The sequence below is a fragment of the Nocardioides sp. BP30 genome, from assembly GCF_029873215.1.
Taxonomy (GTDB): domain Bacteria; phylum Actinomycetota; class Actinomycetes; order Propionibacteriales; family Nocardioidaceae; genus Nocardioides.
Genome location: NZ_CP123620.1, coordinates 2,765,397 through 2,784,662, shown reverse-complemented (window position 1 = coordinate 2,784,662; position 19,266 = coordinate 2,765,397). Strand labels below are relative to the sequence as shown.

Annotated in this window: 17 protein-coding genes; 12 read left to right on the top strand and 5 right to left on the bottom strand. The window is 70.9% G+C overall.

Features of this window, described 5'->3' with window-relative positions; translation table 11 throughout:
* Positions 1-30 precede the first annotated feature (30 nt).
* The gene (gene map / locus P5P86_RS13200) at positions 31-798 is read right to left on the bottom strand and encodes a type I methionyl aminopeptidase (RefSeq protein WP_280607900.1); all 768 of its coding nucleotides are present in this window, start codon (positions 796-798) and stop codon (positions 31-33) included.
* A gap of 86 nt (positions 799-884) precedes the next feature.
* Here map and P5P86_RS13195 point away from each other — a divergent pair, with 86 nt between their 5' ends.
* From P5P86_RS13195 to P5P86_RS13185, 3 genes are all read left to right on the top strand, one after another.
* A complete protein-coding gene (locus P5P86_RS13195; RefSeq protein ID WP_280607899.1) occupies positions 885-1,280 on the top strand; it encodes a limonene-1,2-epoxide hydrolase family protein in 396 nt (131 codons plus the stop codon).
* Positions 1,281-1,359: 79 nt separating this feature from the next.
* Positions 1,360-1,977, top strand: coding sequence for a ClpP family protease (locus P5P86_RS13190; RefSeq protein WP_280607898.1), 618 nt, complete (start codon positions 1,360-1,362; stop codon positions 1,975-1,977).
* Positions 1,974-2,582, top strand: coding sequence for a ClpP family protease (locus P5P86_RS13185; protein ID WP_280607897.1), 609 nt, complete (start codon positions 1,974-1,976; stop codon positions 2,580-2,582). The genes P5P86_RS13190 and P5P86_RS13185 overlap by 4 nt, the downstream gene beginning before the upstream one ends.
* A gap of 14 nt (positions 2,583-2,596) precedes the next feature.
* On the opposite strand, the gene P5P86_RS13180 is transcribed toward P5P86_RS13185, so the two are convergent.
* From P5P86_RS13180 to P5P86_RS13170, 3 genes are all read right to left on the bottom strand, one after another.
* Entirely contained in the window at positions 2,597-2,914 is a 318-nt protein-coding gene (locus P5P86_RS13180; protein WP_280607896.1) for a helix-turn-helix domain-containing protein, read from the bottom strand.
* Between the two features lie 65 nt (positions 2,915-2,979).
* Positions 2,980-3,654 carry an MBL fold metallo-hydrolase gene (locus P5P86_RS13175; RefSeq protein ID WP_280607895.1) on the bottom strand — a complete coding sequence of 225 codons (675 nt, stop codon included), beginning with the start codon at positions 3,652-3,654 and terminating at the stop codon, positions 2,980-2,982.
* Positions 3,651-4,361: a maleylpyruvate isomerase family mycothiol-dependent enzyme gene (locus P5P86_RS13170; RefSeq protein ID WP_280611263.1), complete on the bottom strand. Its 711-nt coding sequence runs from the start codon at positions 4,359-4,361 to the stop codon at positions 3,651-3,653. The genes P5P86_RS13175 and P5P86_RS13170 overlap by 4 nt, the downstream gene beginning before the upstream one ends.
* A 110-nt stretch (positions 4,362-4,471) precedes the next feature.
* Here P5P86_RS13170 and uvrA point away from each other — a divergent pair, with 110 nt between their 5' ends.
* Positions 4,472-7,411: an excinuclease ABC subunit UvrA gene (gene uvrA, locus P5P86_RS13165; protein WP_280607894.1), complete on the top strand. Its 2,940-nt coding sequence runs from the start codon at positions 4,472-4,474 to the stop codon at positions 7,409-7,411.
* 127 nt (positions 7,412-7,538) lie between these two features.
* Entirely contained in the window at positions 7,539-8,021 is a 483-nt protein-coding gene (locus P5P86_RS13160; protein WP_280607893.1) for a Rieske (2Fe-2S) protein, read from the top strand.
* A 76-nt stretch (positions 8,022-8,097) separates the two neighbouring features.
* Here P5P86_RS13160 and P5P86_RS13155 read toward each other — a convergent pair whose 3' ends face one another.
* Positions 8,098-9,402: a tetratricopeptide repeat protein gene (locus tag P5P86_RS13155; RefSeq protein ID WP_280607892.1), complete on the bottom strand. Its 1,305-nt coding sequence runs from the start codon at positions 9,400-9,402 to the stop codon at positions 8,098-8,100.
* A 79-nt stretch (positions 9,403-9,481) separates the two neighbouring features.
* Between P5P86_RS13155 and uvrC the strand changes: the two genes are divergently transcribed.
* From uvrC to P5P86_RS13120, 7 genes are all read left to right on the top strand, one after another.
* Complete coding sequence (uvrC, locus tag P5P86_RS13150) at positions 9,482-11,446, top strand: excinuclease ABC subunit UvrC (RefSeq protein WP_280607891.1); 1,965 nt, start codon at positions 9,482-9,484, stop codon at positions 11,444-11,446.
* Between the two features lie 44 nt (positions 11,447-11,490).
* Entirely contained in the window at positions 11,491-12,318 is an 828-nt protein-coding gene (rapZ, locus tag P5P86_RS13145) for an RNase adapter RapZ (protein WP_280611262.1), read from the top strand.
* On the top strand, positions 12,315-13,325 hold the full coding sequence (locus tag P5P86_RS13140; protein WP_280607890.1) for a gluconeogenesis factor YvcK family protein: 1,011 nt from the start codon (positions 12,315-12,317) through the stop codon (positions 13,323-13,325). Before rapZ ends, P5P86_RS13140 begins: the two co-directional genes overlap by 4 nt.
* A 147-nt stretch (positions 13,326-13,472) precedes the next feature.
* Positions 13,473-14,786: an ABC transporter substrate-binding protein gene (locus P5P86_RS13135; protein ID WP_280607889.1), complete on the top strand. Its 1,314-nt coding sequence runs from the start codon at positions 13,473-13,475 to the stop codon at positions 14,784-14,786.
* Positions 14,787-14,795: 9 nt separating this feature from the next.
* Positions 14,796-15,824: a carbohydrate ABC transporter permease gene (locus tag P5P86_RS13130; RefSeq protein ID WP_280607888.1), complete on the top strand. Its 1,029-nt coding sequence runs from the start codon at positions 14,796-14,798 to the stop codon at positions 15,822-15,824.
* A complete protein-coding gene (locus tag P5P86_RS13125; protein WP_280607887.1) occupies positions 15,824-16,717 on the top strand; it encodes a carbohydrate ABC transporter permease in 894 nt (297 codons plus the stop codon). Before P5P86_RS13130 ends, P5P86_RS13125 begins: the two co-directional genes overlap by 1 nt.
* A 44-nt stretch (positions 16,718-16,761) precedes the next feature.
* Positions 16,762-19,248, top strand: coding sequence for a beta-xylosidase/alpha-l-arabinosidase (locus P5P86_RS13120; RefSeq protein ID WP_280607886.1), 2,487 nt, complete (start codon positions 16,762-16,764; stop codon positions 19,246-19,248).
* Positions 19,249-19,266 lie beyond the last annotated feature (18 nt).

The following is a 19,266-nucleotide window of genomic DNA, read 5'->3' as shown; positions in this document are numbered from 1 at the left end:
CCTGATTTCCGCCCCGGACTATCCCGACGCTCAGTCGCGAGCCGTCAGCACCAGCGGCCCGTCGGCCGTGACCGCCACCGTGTGCTCCATGTGGGCGCCGCGGGAGCCGTCCTTGCTGCGCAGCGTCCAGCCGTCCTTGTCGGTGTAGATCTCGTCGGTGGTGTGCAGGAACCACGGCTCGATCGCGATCACCAGACCGGGCTGCAGCTTGAAGCCACGACCCGGGCGTCCGTCGTTGGGCACGTGCGGGTCTCCGTGCATGGTCCGGCCGACACCGTGGCCGCCGAACTGGGTGTTGATACCCAGGCCCGCTGCCCGCGCCACCTCGGCGATCGCATGCGAGATGTCGCCGATCCGGTTGCCGGCCTGCGCGGCACCGATGCCGGCCTCGAGGGCGCGGGTGGTGGTCTCGATCAGGTCGAGGTCCTCCTGTCGCGGCGTACCGACGACGACGGAGAGGGCACTGTCGGCGACCCAGCCGTCGACGCTGGCCGCGAAGTCGACGCTGAGGAGGTCACCGCTCTGGAGCGCGTAGTCGAACGGCAGGCCGTGGAGCACGGCGTCGTTGACGCTGGTGCACAGCACCTTGCCGAAGGGGCTGGCGCCGAAGCTCGGGTGGTAGTCGATGTAGCAGGACTCCGCGCCGCGCTCACGGATCATCCGGTGGGCGAGCTCGTCGAGCTCCAGCAGGTTGACGCCGACATCGGCCTTCTCCTTCAACGCGAGGAGGACGTCGGCGACGAATCGGCCGGCCGGCCGCATCTGCTCGATCTGGGTAGGGGTGCGGAGCTCGATCACGTCGTGAGCCTATCGGCCGGGCGGATCGGCCGAACGGATCGGCCGGCCCTATCGGCGCGGCCGCGCGGCCAGTACCGTCGCGTGACATGACCGACTCCACCGTCGTCGTCCGCGACTTCCTGTCCCTGCTCGAGAACGGCCGCGCCGCCGAGGCGGTCGAGATGCTGACTCCCGACGCCCAGTGGCGCAACACCGGCCTGCCGACCCTGCGCGGTCGCCGCATGCGCCGGGTCCTGCTCGACCTGGAGCGGCGCCACATCCGGTTCCGGGCCGACATGCACCACCTCGCCGCCGACGGCGACGTGGTCCTCACCGATCGGACCGACTTCCTGCGGATCGGCCGGTGGGAGGCGTCGTTCTGGGTCTGCGGGACCTTCCACGTGCGCGCGGGCCGGATCGAGCTGTGGGACGACCACTACGCGATGGGCAACGTGCTCGCCGGCTCCCTGGTCGGCCTGGCCAAGATGGTCACGAGACGCTGAGCCGGTCCCGCTGCTGAGGGCGGATCTGCCCTCAGCAGATCCGCTGGGCCCGTACGCCGAACCCGGTCAGGCTGGCCGCATGACACAGACCCAGGAACACCCGCTCGGCGCTCTCGACGACCAGCTGACCGCGCGGCTGCTGCACCAGCGCATCATCGTCCTCGGCCAGGAGGTCGACGACCCGATCGCCAATCGGATCTGCGCCGAGCTGCTCCTGCTCGCCGCGGAGGACCCACACCGGGACATCAGCCTCTACATCAACAGCCCGGGCGGTTCCGTGACGGCCGGGATGGCGATCTTCGACGTGATGCAGCTGATTCCCAACGACGTCGCCACGCTGGGCATGGGCCTGGCCGCCAGCATGGGTCAGTTCCTGCTGACGGCCGGTACGCCGGGCAAGCGCTTCGTGCTGCCGAACGCCGAGGTGCTGCTGCACAAGGGCTCGGCCGGGATCGGCGGGAGTGCGGCGGACATCGAGGTGCAGGCCACCCGCCTGGAGCGGATGACCCGCCGGATGCTGGCCATCACGGCGGAGCGGACCGGGCGGAGCATCGAGCAGGTGGACGCGGACTCGGTGCGGGACCGCTGGTTCACCGCCCAGGAGGCACGCGAGTACGGCCTGGTCGACGAGGTGCTCGACGACGTGGAGTCGGTCGCGCCGGCCCGTCGTGGCACCGCGTTCGGGATCGCGCGATGAGCAGCTACACGATCCCGTCGGTGGTGGAGCGAACCCGGCAGGGCGAGCGCGCGGTCGACATCTACAGCAGGCTGCTGGGCGAGCGCATCGTCTACGTCGGCACGCCGATCGACGACGGGGTCGCCAACGTGGTGATCGCCCAGCTGCTGCATCTGGAGTCCGACAGCCCCGAGTCGCCGATCAGCCTCTACCTGAACAGTCCCGGCGGCGATCCGACGGCGATGCTGGCCGTCTACGACACGATGGAGTTCATCGCCTCGCCCGTGGCCACCACCTGCGTCGGGCAGGCTCGCGGAGCGGCCGCCGTGCTGCTGGCGGCCGGTGCGCCGGGGCAGCGCACCGTGCTGCCCCGCGCGCGCGTCGTGCTCGAGCAGCCGGCGCAGGGCGGCACGCGCGGCGACGTACCCGACCTCCAGGTGGCGGCCAAGGAGATCCTGCGGCTGCGCACCGAGCTGGAGACGGTCCTGGCCCGGCACACCGGCCGCGGGGTGGGGGAGGTGCACCGGGACACCGATCGCGACCTCGTCCTCACCGCCGAGGAGGCGGTCAGGTACGGCGTCGCCGACGCCGTGATCGCCAGCAGGAGGCCACGGGGCGTGGCGTGAGCCGTGCGGCCGGCTCAGGCGGCCAGGCAGACCGGGCCGCTGAGCCGGCCGGCGGCGAGGCGGCGGGTGACCCGGCCCGTCAGGTCGATCAGGCGCAGTCCGAGCGCGCCCGACACCGCGCCGAGGACCTCGGAGCTGGCCTCCTTGCGGCCGCGTTCGACCTCCGAGAGGTACTGCGTGGACACCCCTGCCGCGCCGGCCACGTCGGCCAGGGTGCGGTCCTGGGTGCGGCGCTCGTCGCGGAGCACCTCACCCACGGCGTCTCGCCACAGCGGCTCGGCCGCGGGCTCGCTCGGCTGGGGTCGCTGCGGGAACTCGAAGACCTGGCCCATGCGACCCACGCTAGGCCCGCGCTCGTCGTCGTGACGACGGCGTTCGCCTTGGGCGAACAGCCGGCTCACCAGCCCCGTTCGCGCCACTCGGCGAGGTGTGGCCGCTCGGCTCCCAGCGTGGAGTCGTCGCCGTGGCCGGGGTAGAACCACGTGCTGTCGGGCAGCCGCTGGAAGATCCGCTCCTCCACGTCGTCGATCAGCTGGGTGAAGCGCGCCTCGTCCTTCTGGGTGTTGCCGACGCCGCCGGGAAAGAGGCTGTCGCCGGTGAAGAGGTGCGGGGTGCCGTGGGGGTCGCTGTAGAGCAGGGCGATCGAGCCCGGCGTGTGGCCGCGCAGCGCGATCACCTCCAGCACGCACTCGCCCACGGCGACGGTGTCGCCCTGGCCCACGGTCCGGGTGATCGGCACGCCGGTGGCGTCGGTGATCGCCGCCGCGTCCGGCTCGCCGGCCACGGTGGCCGCACCGGTCACGGCGACCACGTCCGCGAGCGCGCGATGGTGGTCCCAGTGCTGGTGGGTGGTCACGACGGTGGACAGGCCGCCGCCGGCACCGATCAGGGGCAGCAGGGTCGCGGCCTGCGCCGCGGCGTCGACGAGCAACTGCTCGCCCGTCGCCCGGCAGCGCAGGAGGTAGCAGTTGTTGGCCATCCGCTCGTCCACCGCCACCTTGGTGATGGTCAGGTCGGCCAGCTCGCGGACGTCGGGCGCGCCGCCCGGCGTCACCTCTCCGGTGTAGCTCACATCGCCTCGATCCTCGGCAGGACGCCGCTCTCGCTGGTCACCTCGGCACCCGGGTACGGCGCCCTTCCGGTGAGCCACCATGCCAGCCCGTGTGCCGCACCGGTGACGGTGGGCCGGCCGCTGCCCAGCGGCAGCGTCCAGTCCAGGTCGGTGGCGACGACCGTCGCATCGACCGTGTCCCGGTGGCGGCGCGCTGTCTCCTCCAAGAGCGCCCTGCTGAACTCCGCCGGCCAGTCGGCGGGGGAGTAGCCCCGACCGAGGTCGACGTGGTGGATCTCGACCTCGCGCCACCGCATCGTGGCGACCCGCGCGACCGGGAAGCGCCTGCCACCCGGCGTCCGGTCGATCATCGCCGCGTCCACCTCCTCGGGCGCCTGTGCCAACAGTGCCAGGGCCTGCAGCAGCGTCGTCACGCCGCCGAAGAGCCTGTCGCGCAGCCGGTCGGGCGCCGCCACGGCCAGCGCCTCGATGTCGCCGTCGCGGCGCTCGTCGGAGACGTACATCGGTACGGGCCGGCCCTCGACGGCGCCCGTCACCGCTCCCGCGAGGCCCTCCGCGTTGAGGGCGAGGTGCGCCACCACGTGGGCACGGCTCCACCCCGGCAGGCGGCTCGGCGCGGCCCAGTCGTCGTCGGACAGTGCGTCGACGGTGCGCACCAGCCGGCGCGAAGCGGCGCGCAGCTGATCGGCCTCGGTGGCGGCGGACATGGTCACGGAGCCATCCTGGCACCACCGAGCCGCGCGGGGGAGGCTCGTTTCGGCCCACCTGCTAGCATGGCGAACACGTGTTCGAGTCAAGCTCTTCAGAAGGGACCGCGGTGGCGGACCAGCTCATCATCCGGGGTGCGCGTGAGCACAACCTCAAGGACGTCTCGCTCGACCTGCCCCGCGATGCGCTGATCGTGTTCACCGGCCTGTCCGGCTCGGGGAAGTCGAGCCTCGCCTTCGACACCATCTTCGCCGAGGGCCAGCGGCGCTACGTCGAGTCGCTCTCGGCGTACGCGCGCCAGTTCCTCGGCCAGATGGACAAGCCCGACGTCGACTTCATCGAGGGCCTGAGCCCGGCCGTGTCGATCGACCAGAAGTCGACCTCGAAGAACCCGCGCTCGACGGTCGGCACCATCACCGAGGTCTACGACTACCTGCGCCTGCTCTACGCGCGCGCCGGCCGTGCGCACTGTCCCGTCTGCGGCGCGCCGATCGAGCGGCAGACGCCGCAGCAGATCGTCGACCGCGTCCTCGCCCTGGAGGAGGGCCGGCGCTTCCAGGTGCTCGCGCCGGTCATCCGCGGCCGCAAGGGCGAGTACGTCGAGCTCTTCTCCCAGCTGCAGCAGCAGGGCTACAGCCGTGCCCGGGTGGACGGCGAGACCTACCAGCTCGATGCCCCGCCGACGCTCGACAAGCAGAAGAAGCACACGATCGAGGTCGTGGTCGACCGGCTGGCGGTCAAGGAGTCGAGCAAGCGCCGGCTCACCGACTCGGTGGAGACCGCCCTGGAGCTGGCCGGCGGCCTCATCGTCTTCGACTTCGTCGACACCGGCGAGCAGGTCAAGTTCAGCGAGAAGATGTCGTGCCCGAACGACCACGCCATCGACACCGACGACCTCGAGCCGCGCTCGTTCTCGTTCAACAGCCCGTTCGGCGCCTGCCCGGCCTGTTCCGGGCTCGGCACCCGGATGGAGGTCGACCCCGAGCTGGTCGTGCCGAACCCGCAGGCCACCCTCGGCGAGGGCGCCATCCAGCCGTGGAGCCATGCCCACATCGCCGAGTACTTCCTGCGGCTGATGGGTGCGCTCGGCCAGGAGCTCGGCTTCGACCTGAACACCCCGTGGGAGGAGCTCTCGGTCAAGGCCCAGCGTGCGATCCTCGACGGGCACAGCACGAAGGTGCACGTCGTCACCCGCAACCGCTACGGCCGCCAGCGCGCCTACGACGCCGATTTCGAGGGTGTGCGCTCCTACATCGAGCGCCGTCACCGGGAGGCCGAGTCCGACACCAGCCGGGAGCGCTTCGAGGGCTTCATGCGCGAGGTGCCGTGCCCGGTCTGCTCCGGCAGCCGGCTCAAGCCCGTCTCCATGGCCGTCACGCTGGGTGCCAAGGAGGAGGGCGGCAAGAACATCGCCGAGGTCTGTGCGCTGCCGATCAACGAGGCCGCCGCCTACCTCGACGGCATCGAGCTGAGCGAGCGCGAGAAGCAGATCGCCGAGCGGGTGCTCAAGGAGATCCAGGAGCGGCTGCGCTTCCTGCTCGACGTGGGTCTGGACTACCTCTCGCTCGACCGGCCGAGTGGGTCGCTGTCGGGCGGCGAGGCGCAACGCATCCGGCTGGCGACGCAGATCGGCGCCGGCCTGGTCGGCGTCCTCTACGTCCTGGACGAGCCGTCGATCGGTCTGCACCAGCGCGACAACCAGAAGCTCATCGAGACCCTGGTCCGGCTCAAGGAGCTCGGCAACACCCTGATCGTCGTCGAGCACGACGAGGACACCATCCGGGTGGCCGACTGGGTGGTCGACATCGGCCCCGGTGCCGGTGAGCACGGTGGCCAGGTGGTGCACAGCGGGACCGTCAAGGAGCTCTACGCCAACGAGTCCTCCATGACCGGGCAGTACCTGGCCGGCAAGCGTGAGATCCCGGTGCCCGAGCTGCGCCGGCCCCGGACGCCGGGCCGCGCCCTGACCGTGCACGACGCCCGCGAGAACAACCTGAAGAACGTGACGGTCGAGTTCCCGCTCGGGGTCTTCTGCGCCGTCACCGGCGTCTCGGGCTCGGGCAAGTCGACGCTGGTCAACGACATCCTCTACACCTCGCTGGCCAAGCAGATCTACGGCGCTCGCGCGATCCCCGGGCGGCACCGGACGATCAGCGGCCTGGAGAACGTCGACAAGGTGATCCACGTCGACCAGTCGCCGATCGGCAGGACGCCGCGGTCGAACCCGGCGACGTACACGGGTGTCTTCGACCACGTCCGCAAGCTGTTCGCCGCGACCCCGGAGGCGAAGATGCGGGGCTACCAGCAGGGCCGGTTCTCGTTCAACGTCAAGGGCGGCCGCTGTGAGGCGTGCGCCGGCGACGGCACCATCAAGATCGAGATGAACTTCCTGCCGGACGTCTACGTCCCCTGCGAGGTCTGCCACGGTCAGCGCTACAACCGCGAGACGCTCGAGGTGCACTACAAGGGCAAGAACATCGGCGAGGTCCTCGACATGCCGATCGAGGAGGCGGTGGAGTTCTTCGCCGCCGTCCCCGCCATCGCCCGTCACCTCACGACGCTGGTGGAGGTCGGCCTCGGCTATGTCCGGCTGGGACAGCCGGCGACCACGCTCTCGGGTGGTGAGGCGCAACGCGTCAAGCTCGCCTCCGAGCTGCAGAAGCGCTCCACCGGCCGCACGGTCTACGTCCTGGACGAGCCGACCACCGGACTGCACTTCGAGGACATCCGCAAGCTGCTCAAGGTGCTCCAGAGCCTGGTCGACAAGGGCAACACGGTGCTGACGATCGAGCACAACCTCGACGTCATCAAGACCGCCGACTGGCTCATCGACATGGGCCCGGAGGGCGGGTCGCGCGGCGGCACGGTGATCGCCGAGGGTACGCCGGAGCAGGTCGCGGCCGACCCGGCCAGCTACACCGGGCGGTTCCTCGTGCCGCTGCTGCAGGGTCGCGAGGCGGCGCAGCCGCCGGCGGCGAAGAAGCCGGCGCGCAAGCGGGCCTCGACACCGGCGAAGGCGACGGCGAAGGCAGCGGCGAAGGCACGCTGAGGCCGGGGTTGAACCGGACGGCCTGCCGCCTCGTGATTCTCGGAGACTTCACAGGTTCGCTTGTCTGGATGACCGGTGAGCCCACGTAGTGTGAAGTTCAATCACCTTCACCGAGAGGAATTGGTCTGTGACCGAGCAGAAGATCACCCGTCGGCATGTCATCGGGGGCGCCGCGATCGTGGGGGTCGGCGTACCGCTGCTCGCGGCGTGCGGGTCGAGCGACGGCAGCGCCACCGACAGCACCGGCACCAGCAACACGAGCGGCAGCAGCTCGGCGGCGAGCAGCGGTGGGGCAGCCGGCTCCTCCAGCGGCTCCAGCAGCGCGCAGACCCTCGGGCCGGCCTCCGACGTCACCGTCGGCAGCGGCAAGATCTACACCGACGCGGCCGTCGTGGTGACCCAGCCCACGGCCGGGACCTACGAGGGCTTCAGCGCCATCTGCACCCACCAGGGCTGCCCGGTGACCTCGATCTCCGGCGGCACCATCAACTGCACCTGCCACGGCAGCAAGTTCTCCATCAAGGACGGCTCGGTCGTGCAGGGCCCGGCCACGCAGTCGTTGGAGAAGGTCGCCGTCAGCGTCGACGGCGGCAACATCGTCAAGAGCTGACGCGGCAGGCGGACGACGGTGGCGTGCGGCGCGCACGGTGCGCACCGCACGCCACCGTCCCGGCACCGAGATCCGCCTAGCCGTGCGCGGCAGGGGTGAGCGCGGAGTCGAGCAGCTGTGCGCGCCAGGCCTCGTCGCGCGGGGAGCGCCGCCGATCGAGCCGCAGGTCCAGCAGCACCCGCGCCTCGTCCCAGCGGCCGGCCCGTAGCAGCGCCGCGATCCGGGCCTCCTCGATGATCTCCCGCTGGGCATCGGACCCGCCGAGACGGCGGATCTGCGGTGAGAGCGCGCCGAGGGCGTCGGCGGCGGGGCCGAACCGGCCGGAGGCCATCGCGCCGAGGGCGTCGGCGAGAGGCGCCACCACCTCCCGGAACGTCGGGTGCCGGTGTCGGGTCGCCCAGGCCGACAGCTCGCGCAGCGCCGGCGCGTCGTCGAGCGCGAGCCGGGCCACCGCCACGTGCATGGCCAGGAACGGCGTGGCCGGACGCTCCAGGGTGGCCCGGCCGGTCACCCGCACCACCTCCGCCATCGCCGGCACCTCGCCGGCGTCCGGGGTCAGTGCCCACCGGAAGAGCAGCGACCCGGTGTCGACCAGCGCGCGACAGCCGAGCGCGTTGCCCGGCTGGAGCTGTGCCTCGTAGCGGCGGCGGACCGCGTCGATGTCGCCGATCGAGAGCTCGTGCAGCGCGGCGTGCCAGGAGAAGTGCGAGAGGGAGTCGATCTCGGCGCCGTCGCCGGTGACCCAGGCGTCCATCCAGGCCAGGCCGGCCTCGTGGTCGCCTGTCTCGTAGTGTGCGTGCGCGCGGGCGTGCGCCGAGTGGCCGGCGCCCGGCTCCTGGGCGAGCGAGCGGCAGGACAGCGCGAGCGCCTCGTCGTACCGGTGCTGCTCCTGTCGCACGAAGGCGAGTAGTCCGGTGAACCACCAGTCGTCGCCGTAGGCGGGGATGCAGCGCTCCACGATCGCCCAGGACTCCTCCGGCACCTCGGTGGCGCCGGCGAACGCGATGGTGGGGACGGCCGAGGAGAGCAGGAGGGCGTCGCGCGGGTAGGCGGCGACATGGTCGATCAGCGGTCGCGAGTCGCCGCGGACGTGGGCGCCGATGGCGTGGACGTGGCTGCGCTCGCGCTCGCTGGTCCGGCCGGCGAGTTGCTCGGCCTGTCGCAGCCGGGCGTCGACGTCGACCGGCGCGCACATCTCGTGGCCGAGAAGCGCCAGTGCGGCATGGCCCAGGGCGAAGGTCGGGTCGTGCGCGATCGACTCGGCGATGTGGCTCAGCGCACCCGCCCGCAGCTTCAGGATGTCGCCGACGCCCCGGATGTACGCCGCGGCGGCTTCCTGGCTCGTGCTCAGGCCGTAGCCGTAGGGGTCCAAGATACGCATGTAACTATACTAAGACACCAGACAATCGATCCTGCTACCTCAGCATGGGAGTGTCGGTGCCCGCAACTAGGGTTGGTGCGTGGCAGATCCGCGCAGCTACCGGCCCAAGCCGGGGGAGATCCCGACCCAGCCGGGTGTCTACCGGTTCCGCGATGCGAAGGGCCGGGTGATCTATGTCGGCAAGGCGAAGTCGCTGCGGCCGCGCCTGACGTCCTACTTCCAGGACATCGGCAACCTGCACCCCCGCACGGCCACGATGGTGACCACGGCGGCCAGCGTCGAGTGGACGGTGGTCAACACCGAGGTCGAGGCGCTGCAGCTGGAGTACTCCTGGATCAAGGAGTTCGATCCGCGCTTCAACGTGAAGTACCGCGACGACAAGTCCTACCCCTGGTTGGCGGTGACGCTGAGCGAGGAGTTCCCGCGGGTGATGGTCGGCCGTGGCGCCAAGCGCAAGGGCACCCGCTACTTCGGTCCCTATGGGCACGCCTGGGCGATCCGGGAGACGGTCGACGTGCTGCTGCGGGTCTTCCCGATGCGCTCGTGCTCCAACGGGGTCTTCAAGCGAAGCCAGCAGATCGGGCGTCCGTGTCTGCTGGGCTACATCGACAAGTGCAGCGCGCCGTGCGTGGGGAAGATCAGCCCGCAGGACCACCGCGCGATCGTCGACGACTTCTGCGACTTCATGGGCGGCCAGACGGCGAGCTTCCTGCGCCGGATCGAGAAGCAGATGTACGCCGCCAGCGACGCTCTCGACTTCGAGCGCGCCGCCCGGCTTCGCGACGACCTCGGTGCCATGCAGCGGGCGCTGGAGAAGCAGGCGGTCGTGCTCGGCGACGGGGCCGACGCCGACGTCATCGCCCTGGCCGAGGACCCGCTCGAGGTCGGGGTGCAGATCTTCTACGTCCGCGGCGGCCGGATCCGGGGCCAGCGGGGGTGGGTCGCCGACCGCGTGGAGGAGGGCGACACAGCCGAGCTGGTCGAGCACTTCCTGCTCCAGCTCTACGCAGGTGAGGACGCCGAGGCGATCCCGCGCGAGATCCTGGTCCCGGCGCTGCCGCCCGACGTCGAGACGATGGAGGCACTGCTCGCCGACGTCCGCGGCGCCAAGGTGCAGGTCCGGGTGCCGCAGCGCGGCGACAAGCGGGCGCTGCAGGAGACGGTGGCGGCCAACGCCAAGCAGGCCCTGGCGCTGCACAAGACCAAGCGCGCCAGCGACCTGACCACCCGCAACCGGGCGCTGGAGGAGATCCGCGACGCCCTGGCGCTGGAGGAGGCGCCGCTGCGGATCGAGTGCTACGACATCTCCCACCTGCAGGGCAGCGAGATCGTGGCCAGCATGGTCGTCTTCGAGGACGGGCTGGCGCGCAAGAGCGAGTACCGGCGGTTCATCATCAAGGGCCAGGACGGCTCCGACGACGTCCGCGCGATGCACGAGGTCATCACGCGCCGGTTCCGCCGGCTGCTGGACGAGCAGGCCACCTCGACCTCGGTCGAGGGCGACGGCGGCCCGATGCTGGTCGACCCCGAGACCGGCCGGCCGCGGAAGTTCGCCTACGCGCCGGGTCTGGTCGTGGTCGACGGAGGGGCGCCCCAGGTCGCGGCCGCCCGGCGAGCGCTCGCGGAGCTCGGGATCGACGACATCCCGGTCGCGGGCCTGGCCAAGCGGCTGGAGGAGGTCTGGCTGCCCGACGAGGAGGATCCGGTGATCCTGGCGCGCAGCTCCGAGGGGCTCTACCTGCTGCAGCGGCTGCGGGATGAGGCGCACCGCTTCGCCATCGCCCATCACCGCGGCCGGCGCAGCAAGTCGATGGTGGAGAGCCTGCTCGACGACGTCCCCGGCCTGGGCGAGGTGCGGCGCAAGACGCTGCTGAAGCATTTCGGCTCACTGCGCAAGCTGCGCGCCGCGACGGTCGAGGAGATCGCCGAGGTGCCCGGCATCGGCCCGGCCACGGCGCGCGCCATCAAGGATGCCGTCGCAGCCGGCGCCGCGACCCCTAGGGTTGCTGTCAACGTCACCACCGGCGAGATTGAGGAGATCTGAACGTGGGCCAGGACCCCTCCGGCGAGCTTGTCGTCGTCACCGGCATGACCGGTGCGGGCCGCAGCACCGCGGCCAAGGAGCTGGAGGATCTCGGCTTCTACGTCGTCGACAACCTGCCGCCCGGACTGCTTCCGGACGTGGTGCGGCTGGTGGACGCCGCTCGCGGCCGGCAGCAGCCGATCGCGGTGGTGGTCGACGTACGGTCGGGCGCATTCTTCGACCAGCTCATCGACGAGTTCCAGCACGAGGCGCTGGGCCGGGAGAAGACACTGCTGTTCCTCGATGCCACCGACGAGGTGCTGGTGCGCCGCCAGGAGGCTGCGCGCCGGCCACATCCCATGCAGGGCAAGGATCGGCTGCTCGATGCGCTCCAGCGCGAGCGCATCGTGCTCGGTGAGCTGCGGGCGCTGGCCGACCTGGTCATCGACACCTCGGCGCTCAACGTGCACCAGCTCACCGACCGGGTGGCCCAGGCGTTCGGTACGCCGGAGCGCACCCGGCTGTCGGTGACGGTGATCAGCTTCGGCTTCAAGTACGGCATCCCCGTCGACGCGGACTTCGTCGCCGACATGCGGTTCCTGCCCAACCCGCACTGGATCCCCGAGCTGCGAGCACGCAACGGCACGGACGCCGACGTGGCGGAGTACGTCTACGGTCAGCCGGGTGCCCAGGAGTTCCTCGACGGCTACGTGGCGGTGCTGGCGGGGGTCGCGCCGGGCTACCTGCGCGAGGGCAAGCGCTTCATGCGGATCGCCATCGGCTGCACGGGCGGCAAGCATCGCAGCGTGGCGATGTCGGAGGAGATCGCCCGACGACTGCGGGCGCTGGGCCACGACGCGGCCACCGCCCACCGCGACCTGGGCCGGGAGTGAGCGTGAGCGACGCCAACCTATCGGTGGGACTGCTGCCTCCCGACGTCGCGGAGCGCGCCGTCTCGGTCGTCGCCTTCGGTGGTGGCCACGGGCTGCACGCGTCGCTGTCGGCGCTGCGCATCCTGCTGGAGGAGGTCATCGTCGACGAGCTCACCGCCGTGGTCACGGTCGCCGACAACGGCGGCTCCTCGGGCCGGCTGCGCGGGGAGTTCGGCGTGCTCCCGCCCGGCGACCTGCGGATGGCGCTGGCGGCGCTGTGCGGCCGCGACGACTGGGGCGTGACCTGGGCGAACGTGTTGCAGCACCGCTTCGCCGGCGAGGGGGAGATGAACGGCCACAATCTCGGCAACCTCCTCATCGTCGGTCTGTGGGAGCTGCTCGGCGACCACGTCGCCGCGCTCGACTGGGTCGGTCGGCTCCTGGGCGCCCGGGGTCGGGTGCTGCCGATGGCCCTGGTGCCGATGGAGATCCGGGCGGAGGTGCGGGGCATCGACCCGGCTGACCCCGACGCACTGACGACGGTGACGGGCCAGGTCGAGGTCGCCACCACCGACGGCGTCATCCACTCCATCGCGCTCGAGCCCGAGGATCCGCCGGCCAGCCCGGACGCGCTGCGGGCCATCGCCGAGGCGGACTGGGTGGTGATCGGGCCCGGCTCGTGGTTCACCTCGGTGCTGCCGCACCTGATGGTGCCCGCGCTGCGCCACGCCCTCGTCGCGACCTCCGCCCGGGTGGTGGTGGTGCTCAACCTGGCCGAGCAAGCGGGGGAGACCCCTGGTTTCGGACCGGCCGACCACCTCGGCGTGCTGGCCGAGCACGCCCCGGACCTGCAGGTGCACACGGTCCTGGCCGACGCGTCGCTGGAGGGCCTGGACGCCCTGCGCGAGATGACCGACGCGATGGGAGCACGGCTGGTGACGGACCGGATCGCCATGGCCGACGGTTCCGCGCGGCACGATCCGGTACTGCTCGCAGCCGCTTACCAGAGGATCCTCGCAGGGCGCTGACGTCGTCGCGCCGGGCCGCTCGGCGATACGGGGTCGACGATCTACGAAAACGTTATCGATAACGATTGACACGGTGGCGTTCGGCTTGAGAGAGTCCCGGGTGTTGTGGCGTGGTTCACACGCCGACCTGACTCAACGAGGTGTCTGATGTCCTTCAACCCCACCCGGGCTCGGCGGTCGGCGTTCGCCGTCGCCGCTGCGGGCCTGCTCCTGACGACGGCTGCCTGCGGTAGCAGCAACGACGCGTCGGGCTCGTCCGGCGATGCCAACGCCAAGGTCACCATGACGTTGTGGACCAACTCCACGACCGGGCCCGGCGTGCAGTTCTTCAAGGACGCGGCAACGGCCTTCCACACCCAGCACCCGAACGTGACGATCAAGGTGCAGAGCGTCCAGAACGAGGACTACGACGGCAAGCTCCAAACGGCCCTGCAGGCCGGCAAGGGCTCGGCGCCGGACATCATGTTCCAGCGCGGCGGCGGCAAGATGCTCGCAATGGTGCAGGCGGGCCAGCTCGGCGAGCTCACCCTCTCCGGCGACGCCTCGAGCAACATCAGCACCGGCGCACAGTCGATCTTCCAGGCCGACGGCAAGACCTACGGCGTCCCGCTCTCCATCACGCCCGAGGGGATCTGGTACAGCACGGACCTGTTCAAGAAGGCCGGCCTCACCGGTACGCCGACGACGATCGCCGACCTGACCTCCGACGCCGCCAAGCTGCAGGCCGCCGGCACCCCGCTCGCCGTCGGCGGCAAGGACGGCTGGCCGGCCGCGCACTGGTACTACATGTTCGCTGTCCGGGACTGCAGCCAGGACGCGCTCAACAAGGCCGCCTCGAGCGCCCAGTTCGCCGACCCGTGCTTCCTCCAGGCCGGCAAGGACCTCGGCACCTTCGTCGCGACCAAGCCGTTCGAGAAGGACGCGTTCAACACCGCCGCGCAGGGCAGTGCCGCCTCCACAGCCGGCCTGCTGGCGAACCACAAGGTCGCCGGCGAGCTGATGGGCGCCTGGGAGCCGGGTGTGGTCGGCGACCTCACGCCCGACAAGAAGCCGCTCGCCGACCTGGGCTACTTCCCGTTCCCCTCGACGGTCGACGGCAAGGGCGACGCGACGGCGATGATGGAGGGCGCCGACGGCTACTCCTGCTCGGCCTGGGCGCCCCAGCAGTGCAACGAGTTCCTGAACTTCCTCGCCACCGCCGACCAGGAGAGCAAGTACGCCACCGCCTTCAGCGCGATCCCGGCGAACAAGGCCGCCCAGGGCAGCGTCACCGACGCGGCATCGAAGGCGGCGCTCGAGGCCGCGAACAACGCGAAGTACTCCGTGCTCTTCCTCGACACGCTGTTCGGGTCCAACATCGGCAACGCGCTGAACACCGCTGTCGTCAACTTCATGTCGGGCCAGTCCAGTGACCCTCAGAGCATCGTCGACGCCGTCAACAACGCCTCGACCAAGGGGTAACAGCAAGCGATGAGTGAAACGCCCCAGGTCACCTCGGCCTTGGCGAGCTCGCTCGACACGACCACGGTAGGGGGCGGCGCTGACGCGGTGTCGCCCCCCGCCGCGGTCGCCGGGCGTCCTCCTCGAGCCCGCGCCAGCCGGCGAGAGCGTCTGGAGATCACCCTGCTCTCGGGCCCGGCGATCGTCGTCTTCGTCGCGTTCGTGATCCTGCCGGTGATCGCAGCCTTCTACTACGGCTTCTACCGGTGGAAGGGCTACGGGCCGCCGAGCGACTTCATCGGCCTGCACAACTACCGGGTGATCCTCACCGATCCGGAGTTCCACCGGGCCGTGCTGCACAACGTGGAGATCGCCGGGCTCTCCCTGCTCATCCAGGGCCCGCTGGCCATCCTGCTCGCGCTGCTCCTCAACCGCGAGATGCGCGGTCGCTCGATCATCCGGGTGCTCGTCTTCGTCCCGTGGGTCGTCTCCGAGGTCATCGCCGGTACCGGCCTGAGCCTGATGCTGCCGGTCAACGGTGCGATCAACGCCTTGCTCACCAACCTGCACGTCTTCGGCCACGTCGAGGTGCAGTGGCTCGGCCCTCACCTCGGTCTGTGGACGCTGATGGCGATCCTGACATGGAAGTACCTGGGCTTCGCCGTGATCCTGCTGATGGCCGGCCTGCAGAACATCCCCGAGGAGCTCTACGAGGCCGCCTCGATCGACGGAGCGTCGTACTGGCAGATGCAGCGCAACATCACCCTCCCGCTGCTCGGCCCCACGATCCGGATCTGGGCGTTCCTGTCCATCATCGGCGCGCTCCAGCTCTTCGACCTGCCCTGGATCGTCTGGGGCGAGTTCAACCTCGACCGCGACGGAGTCTCGACGATGGCGACCTACATGGCGCACTACGGTCCCCGGACCGGTCTCTACGGCTACGGCAACGCGGTCGCCGTCGTCCTGTTCGTCATCTCGTTGATCGTGGCGCTGCTCTACCAGCGCTTCGTGCTTCGGCGTGACATCTCCGGCTCGGTGACCGATGGAGGAAGGCGCTGATGACGACCTCGACCCTCGACGCCGCCCCCGGCCCGTCGCGCTCCCGCCGTGCCAGCGGACGTCCGCAGAGGAGGAAGCTCCCCTGGGGCAGCCCCGCCGTCTACTTCATCGCGCTCGTCGTCATCGGCCTCACGCTCGCACCGGTGGCCTACATCGTCCTGGGCGGCTTCCGGGACAACTCCCAGCTGACGGTCGACCCGGCCGGCCTGCCCAGCCCCTGGCGGTTCGCGAACTACAGCAACGTCTTGTCGTCCTCGACCTTCTGGCGCGAGTTCGCCAACTCCGTGATCGTGGGTGGGGTGACGACCCTGCTGGTCGTCGCGATGGGCGTGTCGGCCAGCTTCGTGATCGCCCGGTACAGGTTCAGAGGTCGGGGACTCATGTTCGGCCTGTTCGCGGCGGGCCTGATGTTCCCGATCACCGTGGCCATCACGCCGCTGTTCATCATCTTGGACAAGCTGAACCTGACCGACTCGCTGCTCGGGGTCATCCTGCCCCAGGTCGCCTTCGGCCTGCCGACGACGATCATCATCCTGGTGCCGTTCCTGCAGGCGATCCCGGACGAGATCGAGGAGGCGGCCGCGGTCGACGGTTGCAGCAGGCTCGGCTTCTTCTTCCGGATGGTGCTGCCGCTGTCGCTGCCCGGCGTTCTGACCACCGGCATCCTGACGTTCGTCGCCAGCTGGAACAGCTACCTGCTGCCGCTGTTCGTGCTGAGCAAGACCAGCAGCTTCACGCTGCCCCTGGGCATCCAGCAGTTCCACTCCCAGTACGCCTCCGACACGGCCGCCGTCCTGGCCTTCACCTCGCTGTCGATGATCCCCGCGCTGGTGTTCTTCACCGCCTTCGAGCGCCGCATCGTCGGCGGCCTCCAGGGTGCCGTCAAGGGCTGAGACCTGCCCACCCCCTGCACGCTCGCAACCCGAAAGAGCCCTTCGTGACCACTTCACCCACGGCGATGCCGCACGTCTCCGATCGCGTCGCCGACCTCCTCGCCCGCATGACCCTCGAGGAGAAGCTGGCGCAGCTGGTCGGCTTCTGGCTCGACCACGGGGGTGAGGTCGTCGCGCCGATGGCCGACGAGATGACAGCGGGCGCGCCGACCCGGCTCGCCGATGTCACCCAGCACGGCATCGGCCACTTCTCCCGGGTCTACGGCACCCGGCCGGTGGATCCTGTGGAGCGGGCCGCGTGGCTGTGGGGGGAACAGCGCCGGCTGGTCAGTGAGACCCGGCTCGGCATCCCTGCCCTGGTGCACGAGGAGTGCCTCACCGGCCTGGCCGCGTGGAAGGCTGCCACCTTCCCGACGCCGCTGGCCTGGGGTGCCTCCTTCGATCCCGGACTGGTGCAGGAGATGGCAGCGCTGATCGGCGCCGACATGCGGGCTCTCGGTATCCACCAGGGGCTGGCGCCGGTGCTCGACGTGGTGCGGGACCCGCGGTGGGGCCGGACCGAGGAGGCCATCAGCGAGGACCCGTACGTCGTGGGCACCATCGCCACTGCCTACGTTCGGGGGCTGCAGTCGGCCGGGGTGCATGCGACGCTCAAGCACTTCGTCGGCTACTCGGGATCGCGCGCAGGGCGCAACCACGCCCCGGTCTCGGCCGGTCCGCGGGAGATGGCCGACATCTTCCTGCCGCCGTTCGAGATGGCCGTGCTCGACGGCGAGGCGCGGTCGGTGATGGCCGCGTACAACGACGTCGACGGCGTACCGCTGCATGCCTCGCCGGAGTACCTCACCGAGCTGCTGCGGGACCGCTGGGGTTTCGACGGCGTCGTCGTCGCCGACTACTTCGGCGTGGCCTTCCTGGCAGTCATGCACCGGGTCGCCGAGGATCGTGGCCGAGCGGCCGCGATCGCGCTCGAGGCGGGCGTGGACGTGGAGCTGCCGACCGGTGACGCCTACCTGGAGCCGCTGGCCGAGCTCGTCCGGGCGGGCGAGGTGGAGCAGGCGATCGTCGACCGCGCGGTCACGCGCGTGCTGCGGCAGAAGGAGCAGCTGGGCCTCCTGGACGAGGACTTCGCGGGCCCGCCGCCGACACAGCTCGACATCGACGGGCCCGCCCACCGCGACGTCGCACGCCGGCTCGCCGAGGAGTCGCTGGTGCTGCTCGGCAACGACGGTACCCTGCCGTTGTCGCAGGCCGTACGCACCGGCCGGATCGCGGTGATCGGCCCGAACGCCGACCGCTCCGCGGCGATGATGGGCTGCTACTCCTTCGTCAACCACGTGCTCGCCCACCACCCGGAGGTTCCCGTCGGCATCGCGGTGCCCGGCGTGCTGGCGGCGCTTCGCCACGAGCTGCCGGAGGCCACCGTCGGGTTCGCGCCCGGCTGCGAGGTCGAGGGCGACGACCGCTCCGGCATCCCGGCGGCCGTGGCGAGTGCTCGTGCCGCCGACGTGGCGATCGTCGTGGTGGGTGACCAGGCAGGCCTCTTCGGACGCGGCACGGTGGGGGAGGGCAACGACACCGACACCCTGGACCTGCCCGGGGTGCAGCGCGAGCTGGTCGAAGCGGTGGTGGCGACCGGGACGCCGGTCGTCCTGCTGGTCATCAGCGGGCGCCCCTATGCGATCGGCTGGGCGCTCGACGGCCCCCACGCCCCCGCGGCCGTACTGCAGGCGTTCTTCCCCGGGGAGGAGGGCGGTCGCGCGATCGCCCGTGTCCTCGCGGGTACGGCGAGCCCGTCGGGCCGGCTGCCCGTCAGCCTGCCACGCTCGGCAGGGGCGCAGCCGTACTCCTATCTGCGTCCCGTCCTCGGCGGCCCCTCCGAGGTGACCAGCGCCGACCCCACACCCGTGCGCCCGTTCGGCTTCGGCCTGAGCTACACCAGCTTCGCGTCCTCCGACCTGAGCGCCGACGCCGCCGTGCCCACCGACGGCGAGATGGCCGTGCAGGTCACGATCACGAACACCGGCGAGCGCGCGGGCAGCGATGTCGTGCAGCTCTACGGACGCGACCTGATCGCCTCGGTGGCGCGCCCGGTCGCTCAGCTGCTCGCCTTCCACCGGGTCGCGCTGGAGCCGGGTGAGTCGACCCGGGTGACCTTCCGGGTGCCGACCGCCCGGTTCGCCTTCACCGACCGTTCGCTGCGGCGCGTCGTCGAGCCGGGCGAGGTGGAGCTCTGGGTGGCCGAGGACGCCGGTGCCAAGAGCGAGGCTGTGGTCGCCGAGGGCATCGCCTCGGCGGCGGTCACCGACGGTGCCGCGGCGGCCGGCCAGCACGTCGAGCGGGTCCGGGCGCGGCTGACCGGAGAGGTCCATGCCGTCGGAGCCGAGGACCGGCGGATCGCCGTGGCCACGACCGTGCCGCTGCCCCACGGCGCCGGCGAGGAGCACGACGTGGACGCGAAGCTCACACCGGGTGCGCGGGAGGTCACAGCCGGGGCGCTCGGGTCGGTCCCGAGTGAAGCGGGTCGTTGACGAGCGTGAAAGACTCAG

Coding starts and splice junctions, on each gene's coding strand:
- P5P86_RS13195 (WP_280607899.1), top strand. CDS start 885: ATGACCGACTCCACCGTCGTCGTCCGCGACTTCCTGTCCCTGCTCGAG.
- P5P86_RS13185 (WP_280607897.1), top strand. CDS start 1,974: ATGAGCAGCTACACGATCCCGTCGGTGGTGGAGCGAACCCGGCAGGGC.
- P5P86_RS13180 (WP_280607896.1), bottom strand. CDS start 2,914: ATGGGCCAGGTCTTCGAGTTCCCGCAGCGACCCCAGCCGAGCGAGCCC.
- P5P86_RS13190 (WP_280607898.1), top strand. CDS start 1,360: ATGACACAGACCCAGGAACACCCGCTCGGCGCTCTCGACGACCAGCTG.
- P5P86_RS13130 (WP_280607888.1), top strand. CDS start 14,796: ATGAGTGAAACGCCCCAGGTCACCTCGGCCTTGGCGAGCTCGCTCGAC.
- P5P86_RS13155 (WP_280607892.1), bottom strand. CDS start 9,402: ATGCGTATCTTGGACCCCTACGGCTACGGCCTGAGCACGAGCCAGGAA.
- P5P86_RS13135 (WP_280607889.1), top strand. CDS start 13,473: ATGTCCTTCAACCCCACCCGGGCTCGGCGGTCGGCGTTCGCCGTCGCC.
- P5P86_RS13125 (WP_280607887.1), top strand. CDS start 15,824: ATGACGACCTCGACCCTCGACGCCGCCCCCGGCCCGTCGCGCTCCCGC.
- P5P86_RS13170 (WP_280611263.1), bottom strand. CDS start 4,361: ATGTCCGCCGCCACCGAGGCCGATCAGCTGCGCGCCGCTTCGCGCCGG.
- rapZ (WP_280611262.1), top strand. CDS start 11,491: ATGACCGGTGCGGGCCGCAGCACCGCGGCCAAGGAGCTGGAGGATCTC.